General features: G+C 67.1%; 22 protein-coding genes. 12 read left to right on the plus strand and 10 right to left on the minus strand.

Features of this window, described 5'->3' with window-relative positions; all coding sequences use genetic code 11:
* Positions 1-66 precede the first annotated feature (66 nt).
* From ACNKF0_RS09590 to ACNKF0_RS09625, 8 genes are all read left to right on the plus strand, one after another.
* On the plus strand, positions 67-1,269 hold the full coding sequence (locus ACNKF0_RS09590; protein WP_416957841.1) for an extracellular solute-binding protein: 1,203 nt from the start codon (positions 67-69) through the stop codon (positions 1,267-1,269).
* A complete protein-coding gene (locus tag ACNKF0_RS09595) occupies positions 1,266-2,213 on the plus strand; it encodes a carbohydrate ABC transporter permease (RefSeq protein ID WP_416957843.1) in 948 nt (315 codons plus the stop codon). Before ACNKF0_RS09590 ends, ACNKF0_RS09595 begins: the two co-directional genes overlap by 4 nt.
* Positions 2,210-3,094, plus strand: coding sequence for a carbohydrate ABC transporter permease (locus ACNKF0_RS09600; RefSeq protein ID WP_416957844.1), 885 nt, complete (start codon positions 2,210-2,212; stop codon positions 3,092-3,094). Before ACNKF0_RS09595 ends, ACNKF0_RS09600 begins: the two co-directional genes overlap by 4 nt.
* Before the next feature lie 23 nt (positions 3,095-3,117).
* A complete protein-coding gene (locus ACNKF0_RS09605) occupies positions 3,118-5,994 on the plus strand; it encodes a glycoside hydrolase family 2 TIM barrel-domain containing protein (RefSeq protein WP_416957845.1) in 2,877 nt (958 codons plus the stop codon).
* A 439-nt stretch (positions 5,995-6,433) separates the two neighbouring features.
* A complete protein-coding gene (locus tag ACNKF0_RS09610; protein ID WP_416957847.1) occupies positions 6,434-7,804 on the plus strand; it encodes a UTP--glucose-1-phosphate uridylyltransferase in 1,371 nt (456 codons plus the stop codon).
* A complete protein-coding gene (galE, locus tag ACNKF0_RS09615) occupies positions 7,801-8,751 on the plus strand; it encodes a UDP-glucose 4-epimerase GalE (RefSeq protein ID WP_416957849.1) in 951 nt (316 codons plus the stop codon). Before ACNKF0_RS09610 ends, galE begins: the two co-directional genes overlap by 4 nt.
* Positions 8,748-9,938: a galactokinase gene (gene galK, locus ACNKF0_RS09620; protein ID WP_416957851.1), complete on the plus strand. Its 1,191-nt coding sequence runs from the start codon at positions 8,748-8,750 to the stop codon at positions 9,936-9,938. Before galE ends, galK begins: the two co-directional genes overlap by 4 nt.
* A gap of 124 nt (positions 9,939-10,062) precedes the next feature.
* Entirely contained in the window at positions 10,063-10,947 is an 885-nt protein-coding gene (locus ACNKF0_RS09625; RefSeq protein ID WP_416958470.1) for a YegS/Rv2252/BmrU family lipid kinase, read from the plus strand.
* A 7-nt stretch (positions 10,948-10,954) separates the two neighbouring features.
* Here the strand turns inward: ACNKF0_RS09625 and ACNKF0_RS09630 are convergent, their stop codons facing one another.
* Complete coding sequence (locus tag ACNKF0_RS09630) at positions 10,955-11,059, minus strand: hypothetical protein (RefSeq protein ID WP_416957853.1); 105 nt, start codon at positions 11,057-11,059, stop codon at positions 10,955-10,957.
* 353 nt (positions 11,060-11,412) lie between these two features.
* Between ACNKF0_RS09630 and ACNKF0_RS09635 the strand changes: the two genes are divergently transcribed.
* Positions 11,413-12,276: an alpha/beta fold hydrolase gene (locus ACNKF0_RS09635; protein ID WP_416957855.1), complete on the plus strand. Its 864-nt coding sequence runs from the start codon at positions 11,413-11,415 to the stop codon at positions 12,274-12,276.
* A gap of 617 nt (positions 12,277-12,893) precedes the next feature.
* Here the strand turns inward: ACNKF0_RS09635 and ACNKF0_RS09640 are convergent.
* The 7 genes from ACNKF0_RS09640 to ACNKF0_RS09670 form a co-directional block, all read right to left on the minus strand.
* Positions 12,894-14,084 carry a tyrosine-type recombinase/integrase gene (locus ACNKF0_RS09640; protein WP_416957856.1) on the minus strand — a complete coding sequence of 397 codons (1,191 nt, stop codon included), beginning with the start codon at positions 14,082-14,084 and terminating at the stop codon, positions 12,894-12,896.
* Positions 14,071-14,307: a helix-turn-helix transcriptional regulator gene (locus ACNKF0_RS09645; RefSeq protein WP_416957858.1), complete on the minus strand. Its 237-nt coding sequence runs from the start codon at positions 14,305-14,307 to the stop codon at positions 14,071-14,073. Before ACNKF0_RS09645 ends, ACNKF0_RS09640 begins: the two co-directional genes overlap by 14 nt.
* A complete protein-coding gene (locus ACNKF0_RS09650) occupies positions 14,291-15,607 on the minus strand; it encodes a hypothetical protein (RefSeq protein WP_416957860.1) in 1,317 nt (438 codons plus the stop codon). Before ACNKF0_RS09650 ends, ACNKF0_RS09645 begins: the two co-directional genes overlap by 17 nt.
* Positions 15,607-15,906 carry a hypothetical protein gene (locus tag ACNKF0_RS09655; RefSeq protein WP_416957862.1) on the minus strand — a complete coding sequence of 100 codons (300 nt, stop codon included), beginning with the start codon at positions 15,904-15,906 and terminating at the stop codon, positions 15,607-15,609. The genes ACNKF0_RS09650 and ACNKF0_RS09655 overlap by 1 nt, the downstream gene beginning before the upstream one ends.
* A gap of 120 nt (positions 15,907-16,026) precedes the next feature.
* Positions 16,027-16,545 (minus strand): hypothetical protein, encoded by a 519-nt coding sequence (locus ACNKF0_RS09660; protein ID WP_416957864.1) that lies wholly within the window; start codon positions 16,543-16,545, stop codon positions 16,027-16,029.
* A gap of 19 nt (positions 16,546-16,564) precedes the next feature.
* Entirely contained in the window at positions 16,565-16,984 is a 420-nt protein-coding gene (locus ACNKF0_RS09665; protein WP_416957865.1) for a single-stranded DNA-binding protein, read from the minus strand.
* A gap of 156 nt (positions 16,985-17,140) precedes the next feature.
* On the minus strand, positions 17,141-18,307 hold the full coding sequence (locus ACNKF0_RS09670; RefSeq protein WP_416957868.1) for a HEPN-associated N-terminal domain-containing protein: 1,167 nt from the start codon (positions 18,305-18,307) through the stop codon (positions 17,141-17,143).
* Positions 18,308-18,576: 269 nt separating this feature from the next.
* On the opposite strand from ACNKF0_RS09670, the gene ACNKF0_RS09675 reads away from it, so the two are divergent.
* Positions 18,577-20,427 (plus strand): ATP-dependent nuclease, encoded by a 1,851-nt coding sequence (locus ACNKF0_RS09675; protein WP_416957870.1) that lies wholly within the window; start codon positions 18,577-18,579, stop codon positions 20,425-20,427.
* Positions 20,375-21,904, plus strand: a complete 1,530-nt coding sequence (locus ACNKF0_RS09680; protein WP_416957872.1) for a UvrD-helicase domain-containing protein — start codon at positions 20,375-20,377, stop codon at positions 21,902-21,904. Before ACNKF0_RS09675 ends, ACNKF0_RS09680 begins: the two co-directional genes overlap by 53 nt.
* A gap of 35 nt (positions 21,905-21,939) precedes the next feature.
* Here the strand turns inward: ACNKF0_RS09680 and ACNKF0_RS09685 are convergent, their stop codons facing one another.
* Complete coding sequence (locus ACNKF0_RS09685) at positions 21,940-23,223, minus strand: hypothetical protein (protein WP_416957874.1); 1,284 nt, start codon at positions 23,221-23,223, stop codon at positions 21,940-21,942.
* Positions 23,224-23,338: 115 nt separating this feature from the next.
* Here ACNKF0_RS09685 and ACNKF0_RS09690 point away from each other — a divergent pair, with 115 nt between their 5' ends.
* Positions 23,339-24,214: a HEPN/Toprim-associated domain-containing protein gene (locus tag ACNKF0_RS09690; RefSeq protein ID WP_416957876.1), complete on the plus strand. Its 876-nt coding sequence runs from the start codon at positions 23,339-23,341 to the stop codon at positions 24,212-24,214.
* A gap of 82 nt (positions 24,215-24,296) precedes the next feature.
* Here ACNKF0_RS09690 and ACNKF0_RS09695 read toward each other — a convergent pair whose 3' ends face one another.
* Entirely contained in the window at positions 24,297-25,499 is a 1,203-nt protein-coding gene (locus ACNKF0_RS09695) for a type IV secretory system conjugative DNA transfer family protein (RefSeq protein ID WP_416957878.1), read from the minus strand.
* Positions 25,500-25,523 lie beyond the last annotated feature (24 nt).

A 25,523-nucleotide genomic window follows, 5' to 3' on the forward strand; every position in this document is an offset into this window, starting at 1 on the left:
CTGGCCGGGTGCAGCGGAGCGGGCCTTGAGCCCGCTTCGACGGAGTGCGAGCCCTCGTCGGGGGCCGTGAGGCTGTCGTTCTGGTCATGGGTTCCGGGCATCGACGAGGCCGTCGACCTGTGGAACTCTGAGAACCCCGACATTCAGGTCGAGTTGAATGCCGTGGCCGGCGGCAACCAGGGCACTTACCAGAACTTGTCGAACGCGCTGAAGGCCGAGACCGAGCCCGACCTGGCCCAGATCGAGTTCGACACCCTGCCCAGTTTCCGCTTGCAACAGGGGCTGCGCGACGTCTCGCAGTGCCTGGAGGCGGACACCGGTGAGCAGTTCATCGACTTCGCCTGGAATCAGGTGACGTTCGAGGACACGGGCGTCTACGCGATCCCCCAAGACACCGGCCCGATGGCGATGTTCTACCGCAAGGACCTGTTCGAGGAGTACGGCGTCGACGTGCCGAGGACGTGGGCCGAGTTCGCGGCCGTGGCCGAGGCGGTGCACGACCAGGATTCCTCGGTCCAGATCACCCACTTCCCGCAGCGCGACACTGGCTGGTTCGCCGGCTTGGCATCACAGAACGGCGCGCGGTGGGCAGAGATCGACGGTGACAAGTGGCTTGTCGACATCGATGACGCGCCGAGCGACGAGGTCGCGAAATACTGGCAGGACCTGATCGATCGTGGCCTGGTCGCCAACATGCAGGGCTTCTCCGAACAGTGGAACAAGGCGCTCGCCGACGGGAAGTTGCTCACCTGGGTCAGCGCGGTGTGGGGCAACGCCACCCTCGCCAGCAACGTGCCGACGACCTCGGGCAAGTGGGCGGTGGCGCCGATGCCGATCTGGGAGGAGGGCGAGCACACGGCAGCCAACTGGGGAGGCTCGACCACGGCAGTGATGCGTGGCAGCGACCACCCCTACGAGGCGGCCCAGTTCGCGCTCTGGCTGAACACCGACCCCGACTCGCTGAAACTGCTCAACGAGAACGGTGGGCTCTACCCAGCCACCAAGGACGGGCTCGACCTCCCGTTCCTGAAGCAGCCTTCAGAGTTCTACGGGGGTCAGCACATCTTCGACGTCTTCGCACAAGCCGCCGGGAACGTCGACGCCGAATTCATCTGGAGCCCGACGATGACCCAGACCTACGCATCGCTCGCCGACGGTTTCGGCAGAGCCCTGGGCGGGGACTCCACCCTGTCCGAGGCGCTCGATGGCGCAGAGGAGGACACCATGACAGCCATGCGGCTGCAGGCGCTGGAGGTGGAACGCAAATGAGCCTGAACACCACCGAGACCGACAGCGCGAGAACCGACGCCAACGGACCGGCAGGCGGCCCAGCTCGCGCCGGGAACCCGTCCCGGAGGGCCGAGCGCCGAGCAATCGCCGGGCTCCTCGCCCCGTTCGGGATCCTCTTCTTGCTGTTCTACATCGTGCCGATCTCCTACGCGTTCGTGCGCAGCTTCTTCGTGACCGAGCGTGAGGGTGCGTTCGGTCCGGCCGAAGACGCGTGGGGGGGGCTGTCGAACTATCGCCAAGCTCTCAGCGATCCCGCCTTGATCGAGAGCGTAGGGCGAGTCCTGCTCTTCGGATTCGTACAGGTGCCGGCGATGCTGCTGATCGCGCTGACCTTCGCACTCCTGCTTGACTCCAGGACCGCCCGTTTCAAGCGCTTCTTCCGGCTCACCTACTTCGTCCCCTACGCCGTCCCGGTGGTAATCGGCTCGATCGTGTGGGGCTTCCTGTTCACACCAGGGCTCGGCCCGGTCGCCGACCTCATCCCGATCGACTGGCTCGGCAACACCTGGGTGCTCTGGTCCATCGCCATCATCGTGACCTGGACCTACGCCGGCTACAACATGCTCATCATATACTCCAACCTCCAGGCGATCGACCAGGACATTTACGAAGCCGCACACGTCGACGGCGCCAGCGCCTGGCAGACCGCCTTGCGGATCAAGATCCCGCTGATCCGCGACTCGGTCATCCTGACTGGGGTCTTCTCCATCATCGGGACCTTGCAACTGTTCGCCGAACCACAGGTGCTACGCAGCATCTCGACGAGCATCTCCAGCACCTACACACCCAACCTGCTCGCCTTCACGGCCGCGTCGGGCAACGCCTACAACTACGCAGCGGCCGTGTCGTTCCTGCTCGCCCTGGCCACGGCCGTGCTGTCGTTCGTGTTCCTCAGGCTCACCCAACGATGGGAGGACTCATGAGCACATCGGTGGTACCCGCCGGCTCACCGACGCAGGCATCGAAACGAGCCCCGCTCGAGTCGGTACTGCCGGTCGCGGTCATGTTCACGGCCATGGCGTGCTTCATGCTGCCGCTGTGGTACCTCTTCGTCGCCTCATCCAAGGACCGCGGGGACCTGACGACCACCCCCGGGCTGTGGTTCTCCGACTTCCAGCTCGGCACCAACATCTCGGACACCGTGACTCGCGACGACGGCATCTTCTGGAAGTGGCTGCTCAACAGCGTGCTCTATGCCGGGGTCGGCGCGGCCATCGGGACGGTCATCGCCGCGATGGCCGGCTACGCGCTGGCCAAGTACGAGTTCCGCGGCCGCGAGGCGATCTTCAACACCATCCTCGCGGGGGTGCTGGTGCCGGCAACCGCGCTCGCGCTGCCGCTGTTCTTGATCTTCGCGGAGGTCGGGCAGACGAACACCTACTGGTCGGTGCTCCTGCCCAGCCTGGTGAGCCCGTTCGGCGTCTACCTGTCTCGGATCTACGCATCGGCCTCGGTGCCCGATGCCCTGATCGAGGCCGCGCGCCTGGACGGCTCGGGGGAATTCCGGATCTTCTTCACCATGGCGACCGCGCTGATGAGACCCGCTCTGGTGACGATCTTCCTGTTCCAGTTCGTCGTCATCTGGAACAACTTCTTCCTCCCGCTCATCATGCTGGTCGACCGAGAACTGTTCCCGATGACGCTGGGCCTGTATGCCTGGAACTCCCAAACCCAGCAGGACCCCACGCTCGCAACCGCGGTGCTCACCGGGTCCCTGCTCTCGGTCGTGCCGATCATCGCCGCCTTCTTGATGCTGCAGCGCTACTGGCGAGGCGGACTGGGTGCGGGTGGGGTCAAGGGGTGATACGCCCCCGGCAGCACCGCCACATGACCCACGACGACATGGTGCCGAGTCGAGGCACGCGTGATCCTCGCGCCTGGTTCGACTCCGACGCGCCGACGTTGTCGTTGGACGGTCAGTGGGCATTCCGGTTCTCGGAGCGGGCCGACGCGTCAATGGACTTCGTGACCGCGACGTACGACGATGCCCACTGGGATCGGCTGCCGGTGCCATCTCACTGGCAACTCCACGGGTACGGCGCTCCGGCGTACACCAACGTGAGGTACCCGTTCCCCGTAGAGCCACCCCACGTGCCGGACGAGAACCCGACCGGCGACTACCGGCGAACCTTCGCCGTCCCAGACGCATGGGCCGGCCTGGACGCGATTCTGAGGTTCGGCGGGGTCGACTCCAGCCTGCGGGCCTGGCTCAACGGCGAGGAACTCGGCTCGGCCCAGGGCAGTCGAGTCTCGACCGAGTTCGACGTCGGCGCACTGCTACGACCCGGTGCCGAGAACGTGCTCGCCGTACGCGTGCACCAATGGTCCGCCGGCTCGTACCTGGAGGATCAGGACATGTGGTGGCTCTCGGGGATCTTCCGCGACGTCGCGTTGCTGGCCAGGCCGGCAGCCGCCCTGGACGACTTCTTCGTACACGCCGGGTACGACCATCCCACTGGCCAGGGCTCGCTGCGTGTCGATGCCAGCGTGCCTGCCAGGCTGATTGTCCCCGAACTCGGACTCGACATCGCGACCGGTGACACGGTGCGGATCGACCACGTCGAGCCTTGGAACGCAGAGGTGCCGCGGCTCTACCACGGGACTTTGGCGACCGATGGCGAACGGGTGCCGGTCCGGATCGGTTTCCGCACGGTGGTCGTTGAGGACGGGCAGCTGAAGGTCAACGGCAGCAGAATCCTGCTGCGCGGGGTCAACCGGCACGAGTTCGACACCGATCACGGTAGGACGGTCTCCAGGGAGCTGATGAGCCGCGACGTGAGGATGATGAAGGCGCACAACCTGAACGCCGTGCGCACCAGCCACTACCCCCCGCATCCACACTTCCTGGAGCTGTGCGACGAACTCGGCCTCTACGTCATCGACGAGTGCGACCTGGAGACCCACGGATTCGAGCCGGTCTGCTGGCGGGGCAATCCCGTCGACGACCCGCGCTGGGCGGATACGCTGGTGGACCGGATGCGCCGGATGGTCGAGCGCGACAAGAACCATCCCAGCATCATCATGTGGTCGCTGGGCAACGAGAGTGGCAGCGGACAGAACCTGGCAGCGATGGCCGGGTGGGCTCGGATGCGTGACCCATCCCGGCCGCTGCACTACGAGGGCGATCCCACCTGCGCCCATGTCGACGTCTACAGTCGCATGTACGCCGACCACGCCGAGGTCGACGCGATCGGCCGCCGCGAGGAGCCGCCGCTGGCCGACCCCGCGCTCGACGCCCGGCGCCGGCAGCTGCCGTTCATCCTGTGCGAGTACGCCCACGCGATGGGCAACGGGCCGGGCGGGCTCGCGGAGTACCAGGAGCTGTTCGAGCGCCACCCACGCTGCCAGGGCGGGTTCGTGTGGGAGTGGATCGACCACGGGATCCGGCGACACACTCCCGACGGCCGAGACTTCTTCGCCTACGGCGGCGACTTCAGGGAGCCACTGCACGACGGCAACTTTGTGGCTGACGGGCTGCTGTTCCCCGACCGAACCGCGTCGCCCGGGCTGCTCGAGCTCAAGAAGGTCATCGAGCCGGTCCTCATCGCCGGTGACACGGCGACCGGCATGCTGCACATCGTCAACCGCTACGACTTTTGCACCCTGTCGCACCTCAGCTTCGAGTGGACGCTGGAGGAGCAGGGCACGCCCCGCGCCCACGGCACGCTCGACGTGGGAGCGGTGCCCCCCGGCGGCCAGGTCGAACTCCCGCTGCCGCCATTGCCGGTGACGCGGAGCGAGGCGTGGCTGACCGTGCGGGCCGTGCTCGCCGCCGACACCGACTGGGCGGCGGCCGGCCACGAGGTGGCGTGGGGCCAGATGCCGGTCTCGCCGGCGCCGCCGGTGTCCAGGCCCCGCCGGACGACGGCGCCAGCGGTGCACCGGGACCGCCTGAGCCTGGGCCCCGGCGACTTCGACCCGTACAGCGGCACACTACGCAGACTCGGCGCTCTCGAGCTCGCTGGCCCGCGCCTGGACGTCTGGCGGGCGCCCACGGACAACGATCGCTGGCCTGCCCCCGGCGAGCTGCCGCTCGCGGCGCCGTGGCGTGAGCTCGGCCTGCACCGCATGCGCCATCGCACGATCGGCGTCACCGTCGAGGAGGATGCGCTGGTGATCCGCACCCGGGTGGCGCCGGCGGGCACCGACGTCGGTCTCTTCGCGACGTACACCTGGACCGCCGACGAGGACGCGCTGATACTGGTGCTCGAGGTCGCACCGGACGGCGCCTGGCACCTGCCGCTGCCGCGGCTCGGCCTGCGGCTGGCCGTGCCCGCCGCACTGGGAGCCGTCGAATGGGTCGGCCGTGGTCCCGGCGAGGCGTACCCGGACAGCCGGCACCACGCGCGCGTCGGACGGTTCTCCCGGTCGGTTGACGAGATGCAAACGCCGTACGTGATGCCGCAGGAGAACGGCAACCGAACCGAGGTCCGCTGGGCGACGCTCACCGACTCGAACGGCCACGGCCTGCGGATCGAGGGGCTCCCGCACTTCGAGTTCACCGCCCGGCGCTGGACCAGCGAGGCCCTCGACGCGGCCTTGCACCCGACCGATCTCGTGCCTGGCGACCATATTTGGGTAAACATCGACGTTTCGCAGCACGGCCTCGGCACGGCGGCGTGCGGACCTGGCGTGCTTCCGCGCTACCAGCTGGCAGCACGACCGGCAACATTCTCCGTCGTGCTGTGCGAGTACAGCACATGAAGCTCACGTGGTCCCTCCACAGTCGCTCAAGGTCGTCCGCCCCGACGCAACGGCGCCGTCGCGCTGAAACGGCTCCACACGACCTCAGCCAAGTTCGCCGCCGGCATTCGTGGCCGATCGGCGCCGCGATCACCCACAACCTGCTGCCGGCATCTGCGACCCTGACCAGCCCGGCCGCGCGCTGTCCGACGACGTCTTTGGCAGCCAGCGTTGTGAGGCGAGTATCAACTGTTCCGGCGGCGAGACAGCCTCGGGTCGTCGTCCTCGAGCGAAGGCACAGCGGCCTCAGTGTCGCGGAAGGTGGCCCCGGTCAGGCCCATCACGTCGCCTACCGAAACGCCGCCGACAAGGTCTGTCAGTCGACTGGCCACCACCGTCCTCCCGACGTGGGACACGGATGCTCGCGGCGATGGCCGGACCGGCATGACCCGAGGGGCCGATGACGGACTACATCACCGCGACCGTAAGGAAGGCAGAGGCGGCCGGTGCCGCGACACCTGAGCTCAGCGCGCTGCGGCGGCGCCTGGAACAGCTCGCCGACCCCAAGGCCGGACAACTACTCAGCAGCGTCCTCGAGCCGCTCAACGACCTGCCCCGCCTGGACGACCTGCCGGAGCCGAGCGCCGCCCATGCCCGGGACGTCCTCGACCGGCTGGCCGTCGTCAAGCTCAACGGCGGGCTGGGAACCAGCATGGGCCTGTCCGGGCCGAAGTCGCTGCTGGAGGTCAAGTCCGGGCGCAGCTTCCTCGACATCCTGGCGATGCAGGTGCTGTCCCTTCGGGAGCAGTACGGCGCCCGGCTGCCCCTGCTCGTGATGAACTCCTTCGCGACCCGGGGGCCGTCGCTGCGGGCGTTGGGCCGTCACGCAGGCCTGCATGACCGGACGGAGTCCGTGCCGCTGGACTTCCTTCAGGGGCGCGAGCCGAAGCTGCGCGACGACGACTGGCTTCCGGTGGAGTGGCCGGCCGACCCCGAACTCGAGTGGTGTCCTCCCGGGCACGGCGACCTGTACACGGCTCTGGCCGCGACGGGGACGCTGACCGCCCTGCTCGACGCCGGGCTGCGCTGGTGCTTCGTCTCCAACTCCGACAACCTCGGGGCCACCGTCGATCCGCGGATCGTGGCGTGGATCGCCCGCGGTCAGATCCCGTTCGTCATGGAGGCGGTGCGCGGCACCGCCGCCGACCGCAAGGGTGGGCACCTGGCCCGTTACCAGGGGCGCACGGTGCTGCGGGAGACCGCGCAGGTCCCGGACGGGGACACCTCGTTCACCGACGTCGAGCGCTGGCGGTTCTACAACACGAACAACCTGTGGATCGACCTCGAAGCGCTGCGGGACCTGCAAGCAGCCGATCCCGGTGGGCCGGTGCTGCCGTTGATCGTCAACCGCAAGACGGTCGATCCCAAGGATCCGTCCTCACCGCAGGTGATCCAGCTCGAGACGGCGATGGGCGCGGCCATCGGCTCCATCCCCGGCTCACGAGCCGTCTTGGTACCGCGGCGCCGGTTCGCCCCGGTCAAGACCACCGACGACCTGCTGGTGGTGCGGTCGGATGCGTACGAACTCACGCCCGATGGCCGGCTGACCCCGACGTTCTCCGGCGCCGGCCCGATCGTGACCCTCGACCGCGACCACTACCGTTTGCTGCCGGACTTCGAGCGGCACTTCCCGGCCGGCGCGCCGTCCCTGCGCCGGTGCATCAGTCTGGAGGTGTCCGGACCGGTGACGTTCGGCGCGGGCGTCGTCATCGAGGGCAAGGTGCGGCTGACCGGCCCACGCGACGTCCCTGACGGGGAGCGGCTGTCGTGAAGCCGCTGGTCACGGGCGGCGCCGGCTACATCGGCGCCGTCGTCGCTTGCCAGCTCCTCGAGGCCGGCCATGAGGTCATCGTGCTCGACGACCTGTCGACCGGGCATCGCGACAACGTGCCCGACGGCGCCCGCTTTGTCGAAGGCCGGGTCCAACGGGCCGGCGAGGTGCTCGACCGCTCCTTCGACGGGGTGCTCCACTTCGCCGCCAAATCCCTGGTCGCCGAGTCGGTCAAGCGGCCCGAGGTCTACTGGGACAACAACGTCGTCGGCACGCTGGACCTGCTGACTGTCATGCGCGCCGTCGGCGTGCGTCGGCTGGTGTTCAGCTCCACCGCCGCGACGTACGGTCAACCGGAGCGCACGCCGATCCGCGAGGACGACCCCAACGCCCCCATCAATCCGTATGGGCAGAGCAAGCTCGCCGTGGACATGGCTATCACCGGGGAGGCCCATGCCCACGGGCTTGCGGGGGTCAGCCTGCGCTACTTCAACGTCGGCGGCGCCTACGGGCGGCACGGCGAGCGCCACAACCCCGAGACTCACCTGATCCCCAACGTCTTGCTCGTCCCGGCGGGCCGGCGCGAGGCGGTGGAGATCTTCGGCACCGACTACCCGACCCGCGACGGCACGTGTGTCCGGGACTACGTCCACGTCACCGACCTCGCGCGGGCGCACCTGCTGGCGCTGGAGGCGGCCGAACCAGGCCGCCACATCATCTACAACCTCGGCTCGGGCGCAGGGTTCACCGTGCGCGAGGTCGTCGGCTCCTGCCGCCGGGTGACCGGCCATCCGGTGCCGGCCGTCGACCAGCCCCGACGCCCGGGAGACCCCCCGTCCCTCGTCGCCTCGCACCACCGCATCCGTGAGGACCTCGGCTGGCGACCCGAGCTGGATCTCGACCGCATCGTCGCCGATGCGTGGCGGTTCCTGCAGGCGGCGCGATGACCGACGTCCCGACCCCGGTGAGCCGCGCGCGTGCAGCATTCCGGAAGGCCTTTGCCGGGGCGGAGCCCGACGGCTGCTGGTGGGCGCCGGGTCGGGTCAACCTCATCGGCGAACACACCGACTACAACGACGGGTTCGTGCTCCCCCTTGCCCTCGCCCAAGGCGTTGCGGCCGCGGTGCGGGTACGCGCCGATGACGTGCTGCGGGTGCACTCCCGCCAGGAAGACAGCACGCGCGCGGTGCGGCTCGCCGACGTGGGCCCGGGCACCGTCGAGGGGTGGCTTGGGTACGTTGCCGGGGTCGGCTGGGCACTAGCGCAGCGCGGAGTCGACGTGCGCGGGCTCGACGTCGCCGTCGACGGGAACATCCCGATCGGTGCCGGGTTGTCGTCGTCGGCGGCGCTCGAGTGCGCCGTCGCGCTCGCGTGGAACGACCTGGGCGGTTTCGGCCTGGACCGCAACGCGCTCGCCGCCGCCGCCCGCCGGGCCGAGAACGACATCGTCGGCGCGCCCACCGGTGTGATGGACCAGATGGCGTCCCTGCACGGTCGGGCCGGTTCGCTGATGTTCCTCGATACCCGGTCACTGGGCATCGACCAGGTTCCGTTCGATCTCGCGGCGCACGGCCTCGCGCTACTCGTCATCGACAGCCGTGCGCCACACGCGCTGGTCGACGGGGAGTACGCCGAGCGACGCGCCTCCTGCACCCGCGGCGCCGAGGCGCTTGGCGTGACGGCGCTCCGCGACGTCGGTGTCGCGGAGCTCGACGACGCCCTGGCGCGCCTCAGCGACGACACCCTGCGCCGCCGGGTCCGGCACGTCGTGACCGAAAACGAGCGGGTCCTCGAGGTCGTCCGGCTGCTGAGCTCCGGCGCCGACCCCCGTGAGATCGGCCCGCTGATGACGAGATCGCACGCCTCCATGCGCTACGACTTCGAGATCACCGTCCCGCAGGTCGACACCGCTGCCGAGGCAGCGCTTACGGCAGGTGCGTACGGCGCGCGGATGACCGGTGGCGGCTTCGGCGGCTGCGTCCTCGCCCTCGTCGACGCCGACGCCGACGCCGTGACCAACACGGAAGAGGCCGTTGCGCGCGCGTACGCCGACGCCGGCTTCCGCCCCCCCACACAGTTCGTGGCCGCCGCAAGCGACGGCGCGCGGCGCGTGACCATGCGCCCTCGCGGCTGAATGCGCCGCCTACAGCGGCCCCCAGCAGCGGTGCCGGCGCGAAGTCCGGCTGGGGACGACCGCCGCGGCGGCGCTCGATGACCTGCGAGGCGATGGCCAGGGCGGTCGGGCTTACTCGTTCCTGATCAACCCGCTTTCGGGCGGTGGGGCGGCCCCAGCGGCCGTCGTACCCGTCGCCCGGATCCTGCGCGACGCGGGTGCCAAGGTCGACGTCACGTACTCGCCGGGACCCCACGCGATCCTCGACATCGTCGACACTGCGGTGGCCCGCGGCGAGGTGGTCGTCTCCGTCGGCGGCGACGGGATGCTCTCCTCGATCGCTGGCCAGGTTTCCGCCCTCGGCGGCACGCTCGGCATCGTCCCCGCCGGCCGCGGTAACGACTTTGCCCGGATGCTCGGCCTGCCCTCCCACGCCGGGGACGTTGCGAGGATCCTGCTCGAAGGCACTCCGCGCCCGATCGACCTGCTCTCGGTCCGGCTCGGCGACGCGGCCCGGCGCGTCGTGGCCGGCTCGGTCTACACCGGCGTCGACGCCGTCGCCGGCGAGATCGTCGACAAGGTCCGCTGGCTGCCGCGCAAGCTCCAGTACCCCTACGCCGCAGTGCACTCGCTGGCGACCTACCGACCGGCCCGGGTGAGCGTCGTGATCGACGGGGAGAACCACGAGTTCCAGGCCGCCACCGTCGTCGTCGCCAACTCCGGGTATTACGGGTCCGGCATGAAGATCGCGCCCACCGCCGAGGTCGACGACGGCCTGCTTGATGTCGTCGTCATCGAGGCGGCCAGCCGACGCGGCCTGCTCCAGTCGCTGCCCAAGGTGTACGACGGCGCGCACGTCGACCGCCCGGAGGTCCACGTGATGCGCGGCCGGACGGTTCAGGTGAGCGGCACCCCGGCGGTGCCCATGGGCGGCGACGGGGAGCCACTTGGCCACCTGCCCGGTTCAGCGGGCGACGCGGCACGCATCGACGTCCTTCCCGGGGCCCTGAACCTCCTGCTGCCGCGCTGAGGACGGATCAAGCGTGATACGCCGTCCGGGTCTTCTGGGCCGTGGAGACGAACGAGGTCATGGTCCGGTCGAAGGGCACGCCGGAGAACTGGATCAGCAGCGCGTGGCCCATGGTCTGTGTGCTGGTGCCGGTCCTGTCCGAGAGGAAAGAACGCCGGCACCACGTCGGTGACTGATCGGTGGTGCGTGTCGTTGGCAGTCGTCACGCTGCCGGCTTCGGCGCGGACGGGCGAGCGTGCAGATTTCGGAGTCCGTGCACGCCGGGACCCGCTCCAGCTCGACGACGGCACAACAGCCCCGACCCGCTCGTCGAAGGTTGCCGCTATATCGGGAAGCGACTGGTGGCGACGTACTCGCGCTCCGGCCGCGGTGTCCTGCCGGCGGCATCCAAGACGGCGGCGATCCGAGCAAGCATGTCGTCTCGGATTCGCTCGGTTGCGCCTCTCGCGCAGCTAGGTTGAGGACATGACGTACAACACTGGCAGTTTCCGCTCCGCGATCGACGGAATCGAGTTGGCGACGTACTCGTGGGACGCCGTCCCCGCTGCGGACTCGCCCCGTGGCGTCGTCCAGGTCGCCCACGGACTGGCTGAGCACTCCGCGCGCTACGACCGCCTCGCGACCGCGCTGAATCAGGCGGGCTTCCTCGTCCGCGCCACCGACCACCGCGGGCACGGCGGCTCGATCCACGCGGCCCCAGGCGACTTCGGCGATGCGGGCTTCGACGGAGTCATCGCCGACGTCGCGTCGTACGGCGCCTCGCTCGCAGGGGAGGGCCTCCCGGTGTTCATAGTGGCGCATTCGATGGGGTCCTTCGCCGCGCAGGTGGTGCTCCTCGAGCACTCGGACCAGTACGCCGGCGTGGTGCTGTCCGGCTCGACGGCCTTGGACGCGCTCGCGGCCGCCATGGCCGACGCCCCGAAGGACGGCCCAGCCGGGCTCGAAGCCTTCAACGCCGCGTTCGAGCACCGCACGGGCTACGACTGGCTCTCGCGCGATGAGGCCGAGGTCGACAAGTACGTCGCCGACCCGCTGTGCGGCTTCGACCTGCCCGAGTGGACAGTGCCGTCGCTGTTTGCCCCCGCAGGGCAGCTCGTGGTTCCCGAAGGCGTGCGGCCGGACCTGCCCCTCCTGATCGCCTCCGGCACGGACGACCCGCTTGCTGGAGGAGGACAGCTCGTCGAGTTGCTCGGTCAGCGCTACCGCGACGCTGGGCTGACCGACGTCACGGTGAGGACCTACCCCGGCGCTCGGCACGAGATCTTCAACGAGCTCAATCGCGACGATGTGACCGCCGACGTCGTGGCATGGCTGGTCGCCCACGCCTGAGCCCGCCCGGCCCCCGGCAGACGCCTCACACCGCTCCGGATGCAAAGATCGCGCCGCCGCGCTTGTCCTGCTCAACCGCCGCGGCCATAAGTTAGCGGAACGCGTTGCCGCCGACGCGACACGCACCGGCGACATCGTCTGGAAGTCCGCCGGTCCTTCGGCACCATCAGTGCTCGCCCTACTGCGCGACCTCGAAACCGTCGGTTTCGCAGATGCTCCGCGAGTGGTCGGCGATGGCTACGCCCCTGACGGGCAGATGGCAGTCAATTCCGTGCCCGGCGAGAGTCCCCATCCGCGGGTATGGGAGGACCACCGGGTCGGTGACGTGAGTGTGTTGTTCGACGGTATCTCGTATGAATCACGCCGCCCGCCCGCGGATCCCGTGCAGAGGCGCGCGGAAGTCAGTCGCTTCCGGCGGGCTCCGGCGGCGGCATTTGAAGATTGAGCACGAAGGCCCGAACCTAAGGGGTAGGGGCCTTCGTGCTCGGACCATCGAGTTGGGCATTATTGGCCTAACTGCTACAGGTCGTAGTAGTGAGTGATTCAGCGTGCTGACCTGCGAAAACGCCCCGTGCAGGCGCCGCGGGGGTGCGGTGGGTACGCACAGCGGAACGGCATCACGGCTCACTACCCTCGGCGTCGTCCTCGGGGTCGGGCTCGACAGCGTTGCCCGCCAGCATCGCGTCGATCGCGGTCTTCGTCCGCTCGGTCGACGACGGCATCAGATGAGTGTAGGTCCGGAGTGTGAATCCCGGATCGGCGTGGCCGAGGTACTCGCTGAGAGCCAAGATCGATTCGCCTGAGTCGAGCAGAGTGCTCGCGTAGAAGTGCCTCAATGCGTGACAGCCGTTCTGCCGCTTGACCTCCAACCCCGCCCGTTTGAGTGCGGGACGCCAGACCGAAGGGTTGAAATAGTTCCGGTTGAGCGCACCGGTCTCGCGCGTGAAGAGCAGCAGGTCGACGGTGCATGGCTTTCCGTCGGTGCGGTCCCAGGGCAAGGTCACCGAGCGGGGAGGGAAGCGCGTCACGTGCCGGTTGATCCGCTCCAGCACACCATCGGGAAGAGGAACCGTCCGGACCTTCCGTCCCTTCGGGAGCCCGAAGATCAGGCGGTTTCCGCCAAGGACCTTCACCTGTCGATTGATCTCGATCTCGCCCGTGTTGAGATCGATGTCGGCCAGCGAGAGCCCGAAGATCTCGCCCTGGCGCAACCCCAAGCCGACGCCGAGGTCGATGACCAGCTGGTAGCGCTCGGGCAGTTGCTCCCGAACCGCCATCGCCTGCTCACGGGTCCACGGTTTCAGCTTTCTGGGGTCCGACTTCGGACGCTTGACCGAAGGCGCCTTGCATGGGTTGCGGGGGATCAGACCGTCGTCGACTGCCGCAGTGAAGACGGAGGAGACGTTGGCGTAGATGACCTTCTGGTAGTTGCCCGAGAGGCCAGTGAGTGTTCGCAGCCACCCCTGGATCGTCGACGGTTGGAAGTCGGCCAGATTCCGAGAGCCGAGGGTCGGGACCACGTGCAGTCGGAAACGAAGCTCGACCATCTCAACGGTGCTTTGCTCGAAGGTCTGAGCCGCAAGCCACTTCGCGGCGTACTCGTCGAACGGGACCTTGCCTGCGTCTGGATCGAAGTAGTGGCCGCGAACCAGGTCCGCCGACACGTTCGCCTTGAATCTGTCTGCGTCCACCTTCCGTGGGAAGGACTTCGCCCTCGCGCGCCCGTCGGGCTCGCGCCACCGCACGCGATAGGTGGTCTGCTGCTTGCCATTGGCGTCCTTGCGGACGCGCCGCTCAACCCACGCCATCGTGATCGACCCCGTGTTCCTCGAGCCACGACCGCACGGTCGCGGGGTCGTAGCGGAGGTGACGGCCGACGCGGTACGCGTCGGGTCCGCAGCCTCGGTGCCGCCATTGGTACAGCGTCGAGACGGGGATCCCGAGGAACTCGGCCACCTCGTCAGCCGAGAGCAGGCGCTCCAGCACGGTGCGCGACCGGGAGACGGTCGGGCGATTAGATGTTCGGGACATCGACAGCCCCTCCTCTGGTCGGTCGGTGGATCAGTGCGGAGTGCAGGTCGACTCGCGTCGGTCCCGGGGTGGACATCGGCGGTTCGTCCTTGGGGCGCAGTCGCTCGCGGACGGTCTTCACGACGGCAAGTTCGGTCGCTGAGGTGACCGGCACGAAGCGTTCGCGGACCGGGCGGACCAGTTGCCCGCCGCCGTCCACGAGGCGGGGGAGCGTCACGCGCTTGAAGAAGGCGCCGTGCTCGACTCCGTCCTCGATGACGTCGGCGATGCGGTCGTCGAGCCGGTTGAAGAGCAACTGGAACCCGGAGAGCACGCGTGGCTCGACGATCGTGTCCTTAGGGAGGGCTTTCAGCCGGGCAACGGCATTCGCGCCTTCGGCCACGGCCAGTCCGCCCTTTCCGAGAAGTCCGCCGATCTCACGCAACTCCTTCTGCACGACGGAGTAGGTCTCGGTGCGTTCGGCCCATCGCTCGGCGAGACGTTCGTCGATGCGGGCGGCGTACGGCGCGAGGTGCGCGGAGACGAGGCGTTGGGAGTCCACGATCAGGCGAAGGTTGGTCGCGTTGGGCACGGACTTCATCCGGATCACGAGGTTGTGCTGCGCCTGCAGTGCGCCGAGGATCCCTGGACGCACCGGGCCGGTGAGTATCTTCGTCTTCGGTCGCCAGCCGAGGTGATCGACCGTGTAGTCAGGTTGGCCGAGGTTCACGTCGAGGGCCGCAGCCAGCGATGCCCAGCCGAGACGAGCGCTCTGGGCGAGCGGCTCCCAACCGGGTGTGTTCTTGTACCGCTGGTCGAGGACGACCAGTGCTTGGGTCAGCGCGGCGACGTCGCCGACGAGAGCCTGAGCCTGGGGCGCGGTCATGTGCGCGGACACCTGCTCGCTGGTGTCGTGTTCGGCGAGGGCCGCTGCGCGGGCGGCGAGGCGCCATCGGTCCACCATCGGGTTGGCGTTGGGCGTAGCCAGCGCATCCGTCGACGCGGGGCGCGCGCTCGACTGCTGTCTTGCGATGTCGATCACCCGCGCCAGTTCGCTGGCCGCGGTCAGGTGGGAGCCGCTTGAGCCGACTGACCGGAACGGGTTCGGCTGTGCCGGCGGCATGTTGGAGAAGGCGAGCGGGCTGGCGGCGCGCATCGCCTGGCCCAGCCAGACGATCACGGTCTGCCGGTAGGTCCGGATCAGTCCGCCGAGTTCCTCGCGATCCTCGGGCGTCGCCCCAGCCAGCCGCTGCTGCACTCGGTGCTGCCGGAGAAGTGCTGCGAACTCTGCGCGCATCGCCGCGCCGGTCTCCCCGTACATCAGGTGCCGTCCAAGGCGTATGCGTCATCGAGCATCGCGATGATGAGCTCGACTGTGAGCGGGTCGACGCCGTACTGCTCCAGTTCCTCGAGCGCTGACGTCGCGACGGCGAGCAGAATGGCTCGGTCCTCGGTCAGCTCTTCGGTGTCGGCCGATGGGCATTCGTCCCGGTGGACGCGATCGAGCTCGATGAGAACGTGCTCATATGCCGACGAGGCGTCGATCGTCGAGGCCCGATCGGAGAGTGCAGCGAGGTAGGAGCGCGCTTGCGCCAACGTGTGTGCGTGGGGGAGAAGCACGATCAACTCCTTTCCTGGGTGGAATGCCCCCACCGTCGCCAGTTCGTCGAGTCGAGTCGCTGGAGGTCGCGAAGCCTGTGGAATGAAGGTGCGCGGCAGTGTCCCTGAGGCGGATCCGGCTCAGGCGAGCACGGACCGCCTGGCCACGGCCTCGGCGGCCTTCCGCCTCAGCACATCGGCGCGGACGACCTCCTCGAAGTCGCGCCGGCGGTCGGCGATGGAGATCTCGCCGCCGAGTTCCACGCCCTTCTCGCCAGGCCAGACGGTCTGGCGGGTCGGGCGATCGCGGTCAAGGCGCGTACCGCAGATCGCGACCCAGTCCCGCAGCCGATTGCGTGCGTCCGCGAAGTCACGCATCCATGCGATCGGCGCCGACGGACTCGCGGTCTCGTGGTAGCAACTGAGCCAGTGGCTGTGCAGGGCGGAGAGCTCCCAGACGAGCTCGTCGTGGCGATGCCAGTACGGCGGAACGATCGACGGCGGCAGCCCGAAGGTGACCTTCAGCCAGGTCACCCAGGCGTCCAGGTCACGCCACTCGCGGTCGGCGTCCTCGGAGCCGAGGAGGTTCCAGTTCAGCGACTCCGGCGGACGCTCGAGGAGATCGGTCACTCCGCGGTAGTCGTCGTCGGGCTCGTACATGCCCATGACCGACGGCCGCTCAGATCGCGATGGGAGGCGGCTCGGGCACCGGCGTCAGCGAGCGCTCCGGTGCCGCGTGGCGGCCGCGCTGCACGAGGTAGTCGGTCTTGTTGACGTTGTGGCCGATCTTCCTGGCGACGAACTCTTCCTTGATCACGCTGGCGCCGTCGCGGCTCTCGACCTCGTACTCGTGGATGTAGCCGCTCGCGACGAACGAGTCGCCCTTGCGGAACCGCGCGTAGGTCTCGCGGGCCGTGCTCTCGAACGCGACCATGTCGTGGAAAGTCGGGTCGAGCTTGGTGAAGCTCCCGTCGACCTCCTTGCGCCACTGCTCGACGCCGACGCGCAGCTGGCAGCACTCGGCGCCCTGCTTGGTGAAGTGGAGCTCCGGCGCTGATGCGACGAAGCCGACCAGGCTCATCTGGGTGGGGATGGACATTCTGACTCCTGAGTTGGGCAGCCCATCGCGCGAGCTGCGGTCAAGAGTTAGGTGCGAGCGCGAGGACAAGACTGTTGGAGCGGAGCCCATATTCGCGGTATGACACAGGTCAGCGTGTCGTACCGACGACTGCCAAAACGTCACGAGGTGCAACAGCTATGTGTCGAGTGGCGGGTGAAGGCGCTTCAGTGTCGTTGGGTCGAGAGAGAGTCGAGCGTGGCGGTCCTCGCCCCCCTTGTCTGCCATGGCGCCGTTCCGCAGAAACAAGACGCAGACGGTGACATCTCGATTTCTGGTTGAACGCCAACAGATCCCGTCTGCCGGCAGGTCGTAACGAAGGTGCTCGGCGATGATCTGGGTCGGGATGTACTCGAGCTGTCTTGAGTCGTCGGGGTCGGCAACCTTCGTCACGTCCTTGATGAAGTCCCGGAGGAAAAGGCGTGGCGCGCGAACGTTGCGGTTGGCTTCGTCGAACAGCGATGGCGCCTCTGGGAGGTTCCGGAGGTCGACGAGGGCAAGGTCGGTGAGTTGGGTGAACTGTCCGACCGTCGCCGCATCTGTTGGGGACGCGTAGCCGGCGACTTCGGCTTGTGCGCCAGCCTGTGTGCTGGCGCCGTAGAAGGCTCCGATTCCTTTCGGGGACATGCGGTTGTCCCGGGCGAACTCATTCGCTGGAGTGCCGATCTCCGAAGCCGTTCGAGGGTCCTCCTCGGGCCCGTGGACACGTGCCCGCCACCAAGTGGATCCAGCGGGGAAGTGCGTGACGAGGTCGATCTCCTCGACGGCCTGCACAACGGCCCGCGGGACCAGGTACATCGGGATCTCGCCGTTACCGTGGGCCGGGTCTTCAACCTCGGAGAGGAACGTGAAGCGGCGGTGGTTCTGCACATACCCGCTGAAGGCGGACCAGCCCCACTGCAGGGCCTGGATGTCGTTCGCAGCGTAAGGGTCTCGCTGGCACCAAGTGTCGACGTTGATGGCAGCGGCGATGGCGTCCACAACGGCTTCGTTCTCTGCGACCTCGTACTCCCACAACAGGTCGTGAGTGTCATCTAGCGGAACCTGGTACCCGCCTTCCCTGCTGTCCCAGAGAGCGCTCTCTGCTGGCTCTTCGTAGTAGCAGCGCAAGCCGTCGACGATGAGCTCGATGACCCGTTCCAGCGGTGCGGTGGCATCTGGTGTGGCGGGCACGAACTTGCAGAAATCGCACTGGCTGTCGCCGCCCTCGTTCCGAATGACAGAACTCAGGGCAGGCTCGGACACGCACACCGAGCAGACGACAGCATCGCTGTCGCCGTAGCCGCGCGCTTCGACGTCCTCCATGTGACGCTTCGCCATACCCACGGAGACATGATCACAGCCGCCGAAGCTGGGCGGCCAGGGTGAACGGCAGAGTGCGCCGGACTCGGACAGCTGTGATTTCCTGGCTCCGTAGCTGTAGCACCTTTGGAAGCACGACAGTTGAACGATGAACGGCACGCGGGATGACGTTCCGTACCCTCGAGCGCCGGCCGGGACTGGTGTCGATTCGCTGCCATTGTCGGGCAGGACTGGTGTACTTCACGTCGGGATCACATCGAGGGTGAGGGACCATGCGGATTCGCCGGCTGGAAATCGAAAATTTTCGAGGCATCGAGCGCGCATCGTGGCGACTGCCGACCGAACAGACCTTCTTCACGTTGATCGGCCCAGGCGACTCCACGAAGTCCACCATCCTGACGGCGCTCGAACGAGCCCTTACCGACCGGACTACGGTCACCTTCCAAGACACCGACTTCCATGGTGGCGACATCACCCGTCCGATCCGGATCCGTGTCGCGATCGCCGAACTACCGGACGAATTGCTCACTCTCGATGCCTTCGGGGCGTTTCTGGCCGGCATCGACGTCGGCGGCAACTGGGTCCACGAACCTAACGAAGACCATGAGTCGTGCGTAATCGTGGAACTCCTTGTCGATGCCGACCTTGAGCCCATTTGGCAGGCGTTCCGGCCGCCGGCCGATGACGGAGAGGACGACGGTGACCCGCCGTCCATCCGTGCCAAGCATCGGGCGCGCATCACGGCATTCCGCATCGACGAACGAGTCGATGCACACCTGCGCTGGTCCCGGATGTCGGCGCTCGGCAAGCTCACCAGCCGGCGAGAAGACGCCAAGGAGACTTTGACCGCCGCGAACAGGGCAGCACGCGTCGCCGCGGCGGAGGCCGTCACCCCGGCCCTGAAGGAACTGGCTAAGGAGGTTCAGAGTGCCTTCCAGCAGATCGGTAGCTCCGAGTTCGCCGACCTGAAGCCCGGCCTCGACGTGTCTCTGACCAACGCCCAGGGCAATCTCGCGTTGTTCGACGGCGACATTCCGCTGATGAACTTCGGGCTGGGCACCCGTCGGCTTGCAGGCGCCGCTACCCAGCAGCTCGCGAACGGAGGGGCCAGCGTCCTGCTTGTTGATGAAATTGAGTACGGGCTCGAACCGCATCGGCTGGTGCACCTACTGACCTACCTGCGGAACAAGGAAGCTTTCTCCCAGGTGTTCGTCACCACCCATTCTCCGACCGCGTTGCAACACCTCGATCCCGAAGATCTGGTGATGGTGCGGTGCACAGGTGGAGCGACGGACGTGCGGTCCTTGGGTGATCCGCTCAGCTTGCGCGCGGTGATCAAGCGGAGTCCAGAGGCGTTTCTCTCCCGCCGCGTGGTGGTGAACGAGGGGAAGACCGAGTACGGGATGGTGCTGCAATTGGTCGACAGGTGGAATACCGGCACAAGCGACGGCTTCGTCTCAAGCGCTGCGCTCGGCGTCGTCGTGATCGAGGGCGACGGCGGCGCCGGGTCCGTCAAGTGGGCAACCGAGCTCCTCGAGGTCGAGTACGAAGTCGTTCTGTTCGTAGACAGCGACGACACCAACACGAACCTGTTGTTGCCCAACATCGAGGCAAAGGGCGGCGTCGTTGTCCGCTGGGCAGGCGAAGTGTGCACCGAGGAAGCCGTCTGTTCCCAGTTGGACGCTGACGGTCTGAATGCCCTGATTCAGGTCGCATTCGAGGTGCATGATGACCCTGACACTGCGCCGACGGTCTTCGCGGACCAGCTCATCGCTCGCGGTGGACCCGGGAAGGATGTGACAGCGGGCGTCGATCCGATCGACGTGACCACCTGGACGAACGCCGGGATCGATGTGGAACAGGCTCGCCGGATCGTCTCCTTGACCGCGAGCAAGGCGAAGTGGTTCAAGCAGATCCACAAGGGACGTCACCTCGGTCAATTCGTTCTCGACACGCCGGCGCTACAGACCGGACCTGTCGCTCAGGTGGTGGAAGAGCTGCGTGAGGCGATTTACGCGCGCCCGCCGGTCGTTGAAGACGAAACCCCGGCGGGGGAGGAAGCCACTGCAGGTGCGACCGAAGCCGAGGAGCCAAGCGAGGCTGAGGGCCTTCCTAGTGCTTGAAGGACTTCCCGACGACCTGCGTGCCGATGCAGAAGGCTTCATCGGGGCTCTCCCGGCGTCCGTCACGATGCCTGCGGGCGCCGGTAAGACCCACCTGCTCGCTGCCACGGTCCGGGTCCTGGCGGACACCAATGCCAGGGTTCTGGTCCTCACGCATACCCATGCTGGGCTGCATGCGATCAGGGGGAGGTTGAAACGGTTCGGGGTGTCCACGGCTCAGTGCCAGGTCTCCACGATCACGAGCTTCGCGATCACTCTGGCTCGGCCGTACCCGACCCTTGGCGGGATCCGTGTGCCGGACACTCCGGACATGGATGACGCGACCCTGTACGTGGCAGCGGCGGCGGCTGTGGCGAAATCCGGACACATCCGGAAGGTTCTCGCTGCGTCTTACACGCATGTCTTGGTCGATGAGTACCAGGACTGCAGCGAGGGTCAGCACGCGTTCGTCCTTGCGATAAAGGCGGCGGTGCTGCAGGTGGGCGTGCTTGGCGACCCCCTCCAGGCGATTTTCGGGTTCAGGGAGCGGCTTCCCGACTGGGAGAAGGATGTGCTGGCCGAGTTCCCGGACCATCCGATCGACCCGCAGCCGCGCCGCTGGGATGACCACAACCAGGCACTGGGCGCCTGGTTACACGGGACCGTCCGGACAGCGATGCACCCGGGGTCGCTGAAGTTCGCTGGCGTGACGTTCCCCGACGGGGTGACGTTCCGGAACACCGCCGGTGACTATCCCGCGATTCTCAGCGAGGCTCGCCGGGACCGACCGAGGAACGAGTCGGTCCTGATCATCACCGCGCGCGCCCCGAGTGCAAGAACCCTCGCCGGAAGGCTCGGTGGCTCGTTCAAGATGATGGAAGAGGTCGCCGGCAACTTCATGGTCAGGGCACTGGAGGCCCTCGTCGCCGCAGAGCCAGACGCTTATGCGCTCTGGCTGTTCGATCTGATGAAGGACTGTGCGTGTGGGCACGCTGGTCTCGACAAGAACACAGTCAGGAAGCGGTATGCAGAGCACCGGACCTCAGCGGGCTTGACCCGTGCGGGCTTCGAGCCCGCGTTGGCGGCGTTCGATCTGCTTGTCGCCGAACCGACGCTGACCAACCTGGTCGTGGGCATGGATCAGCTCGTGACTTCCAGAGGCGTGGCGTTGCACTCCTTCGAGGCCTGGCTCGATATCCAGACTGCGATTCGCGGCGCCGTGGCGATGGGGGACGACAAGTCCGTGCTGCTGGACGAGTTGGCAAAGGCGCGGGATAGCGTGCGGCACACCGGCAACAGGAACAGGAACCGTGTGATCTCTCGGACGCTCCTGGTGAAGGGGCTCGAGTTCGATCACGTGATCATCGCCGACATCGCCGACCACACCGAGGTCCATGACCTCTACGTCGCTCTGACCCGCGCGCGCAAGACGGTCACCATCCTGGGCACCAGGGACGAGATCGAGCTCAAACCATCGCCGAACGGCCCGACGAGGTAGTACGACCATGTCAGCTGACACGACCAATCGGGTCCTCAGTACTCGAAGTTGTTGATCCTGTCCTCAAGCTCGGCGAACCGCTCGACCTCCTCAAGAAACGCCTCGGAGCCTTGAGCGATCGCCTCCCGCATCCGTTCGCGATGCTCAGCGTTGAACGCCACCTGCAGTCCGCCCTCGATCCACACGAACGCATTCGAGAGCGGTCCCGTACGCAGGAACTCGTCTACCTCATCGAACACCTCGCACGCTTCTGGAAACGTGCTGGGCGCCTCTGACATGACGGTCGCCTTGATTGTGCTCGCGCCCTCAGCCAACCGTGCCGGGATAGCACCCATCGGTGAGTGCACGAGTAGCGACTGTTCTTTCTTCCCGAACCCGCCGTGAGCGTCGAGATTCCTGAACTGCTCTGCAGCGTTGCTGAGTAGGTCGAAGGTCCGCTTCGCGTCGCTATTGGGGGCGGCCATCGCGTCGCGAAGGACGTAGCGCCACTTGTCCGACCACGGGTCGCCGATTGCCTTCGTCACCGGCTTGTCTCGCGGGTCCCAATGAGAGGTGAATGGCAGCGCTAGTACGAGGACGTGTTCCAGCCAGGAGAAGTAGGCCGACGCCATCGCAGTCAGGCAGTAGCCCACGTTCACCGGGGTGAAGAACGGCAGAAAATGGTGGTTGGTCTCGGGATCCCCGCCGGCAGCGCGAACGGCGACGCCGACCATTTCTTGGCGGATGTCTGCTTCTCCGTGGCCGTCGATCAAGGCCTGGCCCTGCCACCGGAAGAAGTTGTAGGCGCCGCGGAGCCGGCCGTTCTGGTTCACCAATGTGACGTTGCCTGACTCGACCTGGCTCTGCACCAGGTCGTTCAGCACCCTGGATCCGAAGACCTGCGCCGCCTTCCGGACCGCGGCGGTGAAATCAGAGACGAGTGCGGCGAGGTCTGGCTCGCTTCTCAGATCGACCCGCGTGGATGCGATCACTCCGGGAGGCGGTGTGAACGGCTGGTCTTCGGTCGGTGTCAGTTGGCGATCCGTCTCGACCATGACCTTGAGTCCGAACTTCGTAGAAGCGAACGAAACGTTCGTTCCCCTGAACCTGCCGCCGACTCGCCATGCCGTCTTCTCGTCCCACCCCCGCTGATTCACGAACCCAGCCCAGACCAGGGCGGCGCGCGCCAGCTCAGGCACAGGAAAGTCTGCTTCCTGCACCGGAGACCGGAGCTCGCCCTGTTTCCATGGCCGTGCAGGGTCGTCGGGCGCGAACTCGGCGAGGATATGGCGGAGAATGCGTTGGGTCTCCTCGTCGGGCTGCAGCGATGTGATGTCCACCTACGCAAACTACGGCGAACACCCCTCTTCGACCCAACGAGTTCCAGAGGCCCAGGACAGGGGTCTAATCGCATATCCGTATGGGCCAACAGACGCCGGCTGGCAAGATCGTTCCGTGGGAACGCAGATAATGCTGAGTCTCAATGACATCAACATCGACTACGGCAAGAACAGGTACTGGAAGAGCCACTACTGGCTGTTCCCGCCCGGAAGCGAAGCGAACGTACCGACCGAGTACGTAAGCGGAGTCCGTCTTCAACCTGGGTACGAAGCGTCGCTGGCCGACGTGCGGTTCCGCCTGTGCCACCTCGGATATTCGTACGCGGAGACCAGAGCGAAGTTCGAGACCTACGTGCACCGGTGGCAACGCACCGACGGCGACCTGAAGATCACCTACGACGAGTTCCACGACACGATGACCGGCATCGAGTTCGCCACGCTCACATCAGACGACCTGAAGCCCTACATCTGGGACTTCAGAGACTTCGTCATCGACCGCCTCGCAACGACTGACGACGACAGGTACGTGCTCGAAGACTTCTTCTACGGCATGGACTTCCCGATCACCCTCCGCACGCTGTGCGACCGGCCGGACAACCTCCAACTGCCGGTGAGGTGGCAGACCCAGGACCTCATCGACAGCGGATGGGTCGCGCTCGAGGACCTCAAAGACATCGACCGACAGACCTACATCAACAATCACACCCTGCTGTTCGGTCGCATACAGGATTACTTCGGCGTCGAAGGTCCAAAGGCATTCGACAATTGGCTTCACGCGCAGGGCCTCCCGAGGGTGACGTCCTATACACGGTCGTACTCCGGCGGCACTCCAACTCAAGAGACTCTCACGCTCCCCGTCGCAGTGCGTCACAAGATTCATCACCCCGAGAACACCCACAACACCCTTACCGACGACGAGCTTCGAGAAAGCACGGAGCTCCTCCTCGGCATCGTCAAACAGCTGCCGCCTCCGGGAATTGGCTTGGCCTAACTCGCGAGTCCCGCACAGGACTCGTCGACGCTGCCGCCGAGCTGCGTCATTCTGGGCTGAAATGCAGCCGCCCCACGCCTGGCTACCGAGACGTCCAGCGTCGGAGATCCGCGACGATGGGAGGAGCGCTTCGCAAGAGCACGAGGCCGGTACCGAAGAGAAGCGTCCGGATGCGTTCCGGTGGCATAACCGCGAGCCGCCGGGTCGAGCGCTGGAGAGAACGCTGGCCGTGGTCCCCGATGGTCACGCTGTCTGTGCACTCGTCGCGGTCTCCGATGAGGGTGGACAGTTCCTGTAGGTCCTTCGAAGCTGACGCGCCGCCGAGGATGATCTTGACGATCGAGGCGTCCCAGATGGTGGTGGCGGCGTGGTCTCCCCATTTGTTGCGCGCCTGGGCGAGCGACTGGAGGACCGGCATGGTGGTGATTCCGGTGCCGCCGCCCTCGGCCATCAGGACGGGCAGCGAGGGGAGGGGCGCGAGGTTGCCGATCTCGTCGAGCGCCATCAGCAGGGGCGGATCTAGGCGGGAGCCGGGTGACGCGGCGGCGAGGTGGCGGGCGACCTCGGTGAGGTCTTCCATGAACGCGGCGACGAGTGGCCACGAGGCGCCGGCGCCGGCGCCGGTGGCGAGCAGGTAGAGCGTGCCGTTCTGGGTCAGGAAGTCGCGTGGGTCGAATTCCTCGCCGGGCTCGGGGTTGACGGCGTTCAGTACGTCGGGGTCGGCGAGGCAGGAGAGGGCTTGGGCGACGGCCATCCAGATGGAGTCGCGGGTGCGCGGATCTGAGCTGATCATGCCTTCGAGCGAGTCCGACCAGCCGGCGGCGGCGTGGGGGTGGCTGGCGAGGATGCCGACGGCGTCGTTTGCTGCTGACGCGGACAGCGACCACTCGAAGAGGGCTCGAGTCGGGAGTTGCTCGAGTGCGGCGGCGTGGAGCAATGCCTGGAGCGCGGAGCGGGCCTTGCCTTCCCAGAAGCCGCCAGACTCTGTGCCGCCGGAGGAGAGTCCGGTCGAAGACGCGAGACCTGATGCCCGGATCATCGCGGTCAGCGGCTGCTCACAGCCGCGGATCGGCGACCAGCGGACACCGCTGCCGCTGACCGCACGCAATCCCGCGGTCAGGTGCTGTGGGTCGAACACGGCGACCGGCCCGCGTTCCTTCCGGGCGTCGATGGTGGGGGCGATGTTGTCGGGCCGCGTGGAGGTGGTGACGACTGCGCCGGGGGCGTCGAGGATGGCGTTGATGACGAAGTGCAGTCCCTTGCCGGATCGCGGCGGACCGATCACCAGGATCGAATCCTCGACCGACGC

Origin of the sequence: Nocardioides sp. T5 (assembly GCF_048161455.1) — a bacterium.
Taxonomy (GTDB): Bacteria; Actinomycetota; Actinomycetes; order Propionibacteriales; family Nocardioidaceae; genus Nocardioides.

Bases quoted from the DNA above. Each gene is read 5' to 3' on its own strand.
- ACNKF0_RS09595 (WP_416957843.1), top strand. From the start codon at position 1,266: ATGAGCCTGAACACCACCGAGACCGACAGCGCGAGAACCGACGCCAAC.
- ACNKF0_RS09600 (WP_416957844.1), top strand. From the start codon at position 2,210: ATGAGCACATCGGTGGTACCCGCCGGCTCACCGACGCAGGCATCGAAA.
- ACNKF0_RS09605 (WP_416957845.1), top strand. From the start codon at position 3,118: ATGACCCACGACGACATGGTGCCGAGTCGAGGCACGCGTGATCCTCGC.
- ACNKF0_RS09610 (WP_416957847.1), top strand. From the start codon at position 6,434: ATGACGGACTACATCACCGCGACCGTAAGGAAGGCAGAGGCGGCCGGT.
- galK (WP_416957851.1), top strand. From the start codon at position 8,748: ATGACCGACGTCCCGACCCCGGTGAGCCGCGCGCGTGCAGCATTCCGG.
- ACNKF0_RS09630 (WP_416957853.1), bottom strand. From the start codon at position 11,059: ATGGGCCACGCGCTGCTGATCCAGTTCTCCGGCGTGCCCTTCGACCGG.
- ACNKF0_RS09635 (WP_416957855.1), top strand. From the start codon at position 11,413: ATGACGTACAACACTGGCAGTTTCCGCTCCGCGATCGACGGAATCGAG.
- ACNKF0_RS09640 (WP_416957856.1), bottom strand. From the start codon at position 14,084: ATGGCGTGGGTTGAGCGGCGCGTCCGCAAGGACGCCAATGGCAAGCAG.
- ACNKF0_RS09645 (WP_416957858.1), bottom strand. From the start codon at position 14,307: ATGTCCCGAACATCTAATCGCCCGACCGTCTCCCGGTCGCGCACCGTG.
- ACNKF0_RS09650 (WP_416957860.1), bottom strand. From the start codon at position 15,607: ATGTACGGGGAGACCGGCGCGGCGATGCGCGCAGAGTTCGCAGCACTT.
- ACNKF0_RS09660 (WP_416957864.1), bottom strand. From the start codon at position 16,545: ATGTACGAGCCCGACGACGACTACCGCGGAGTGACCGATCTCCTCGAG.
- ACNKF0_RS09665 (WP_416957865.1), bottom strand. From the start codon at position 16,984: ATGTCCATCCCCACCCAGATGAGCCTGGTCGGCTTCGTCGCATCAGCG.
- ACNKF0_RS09670 (WP_416957868.1), bottom strand. From the start codon at position 18,307: ATGGAGGACGTCGAAGCGCGCGGCTACGGCGACAGCGATGCTGTCGTC.
- ACNKF0_RS09675 (WP_416957870.1), top strand. From the start codon at position 18,577: ATGCGGATTCGCCGGCTGGAAATCGAAAATTTTCGAGGCATCGAGCGC.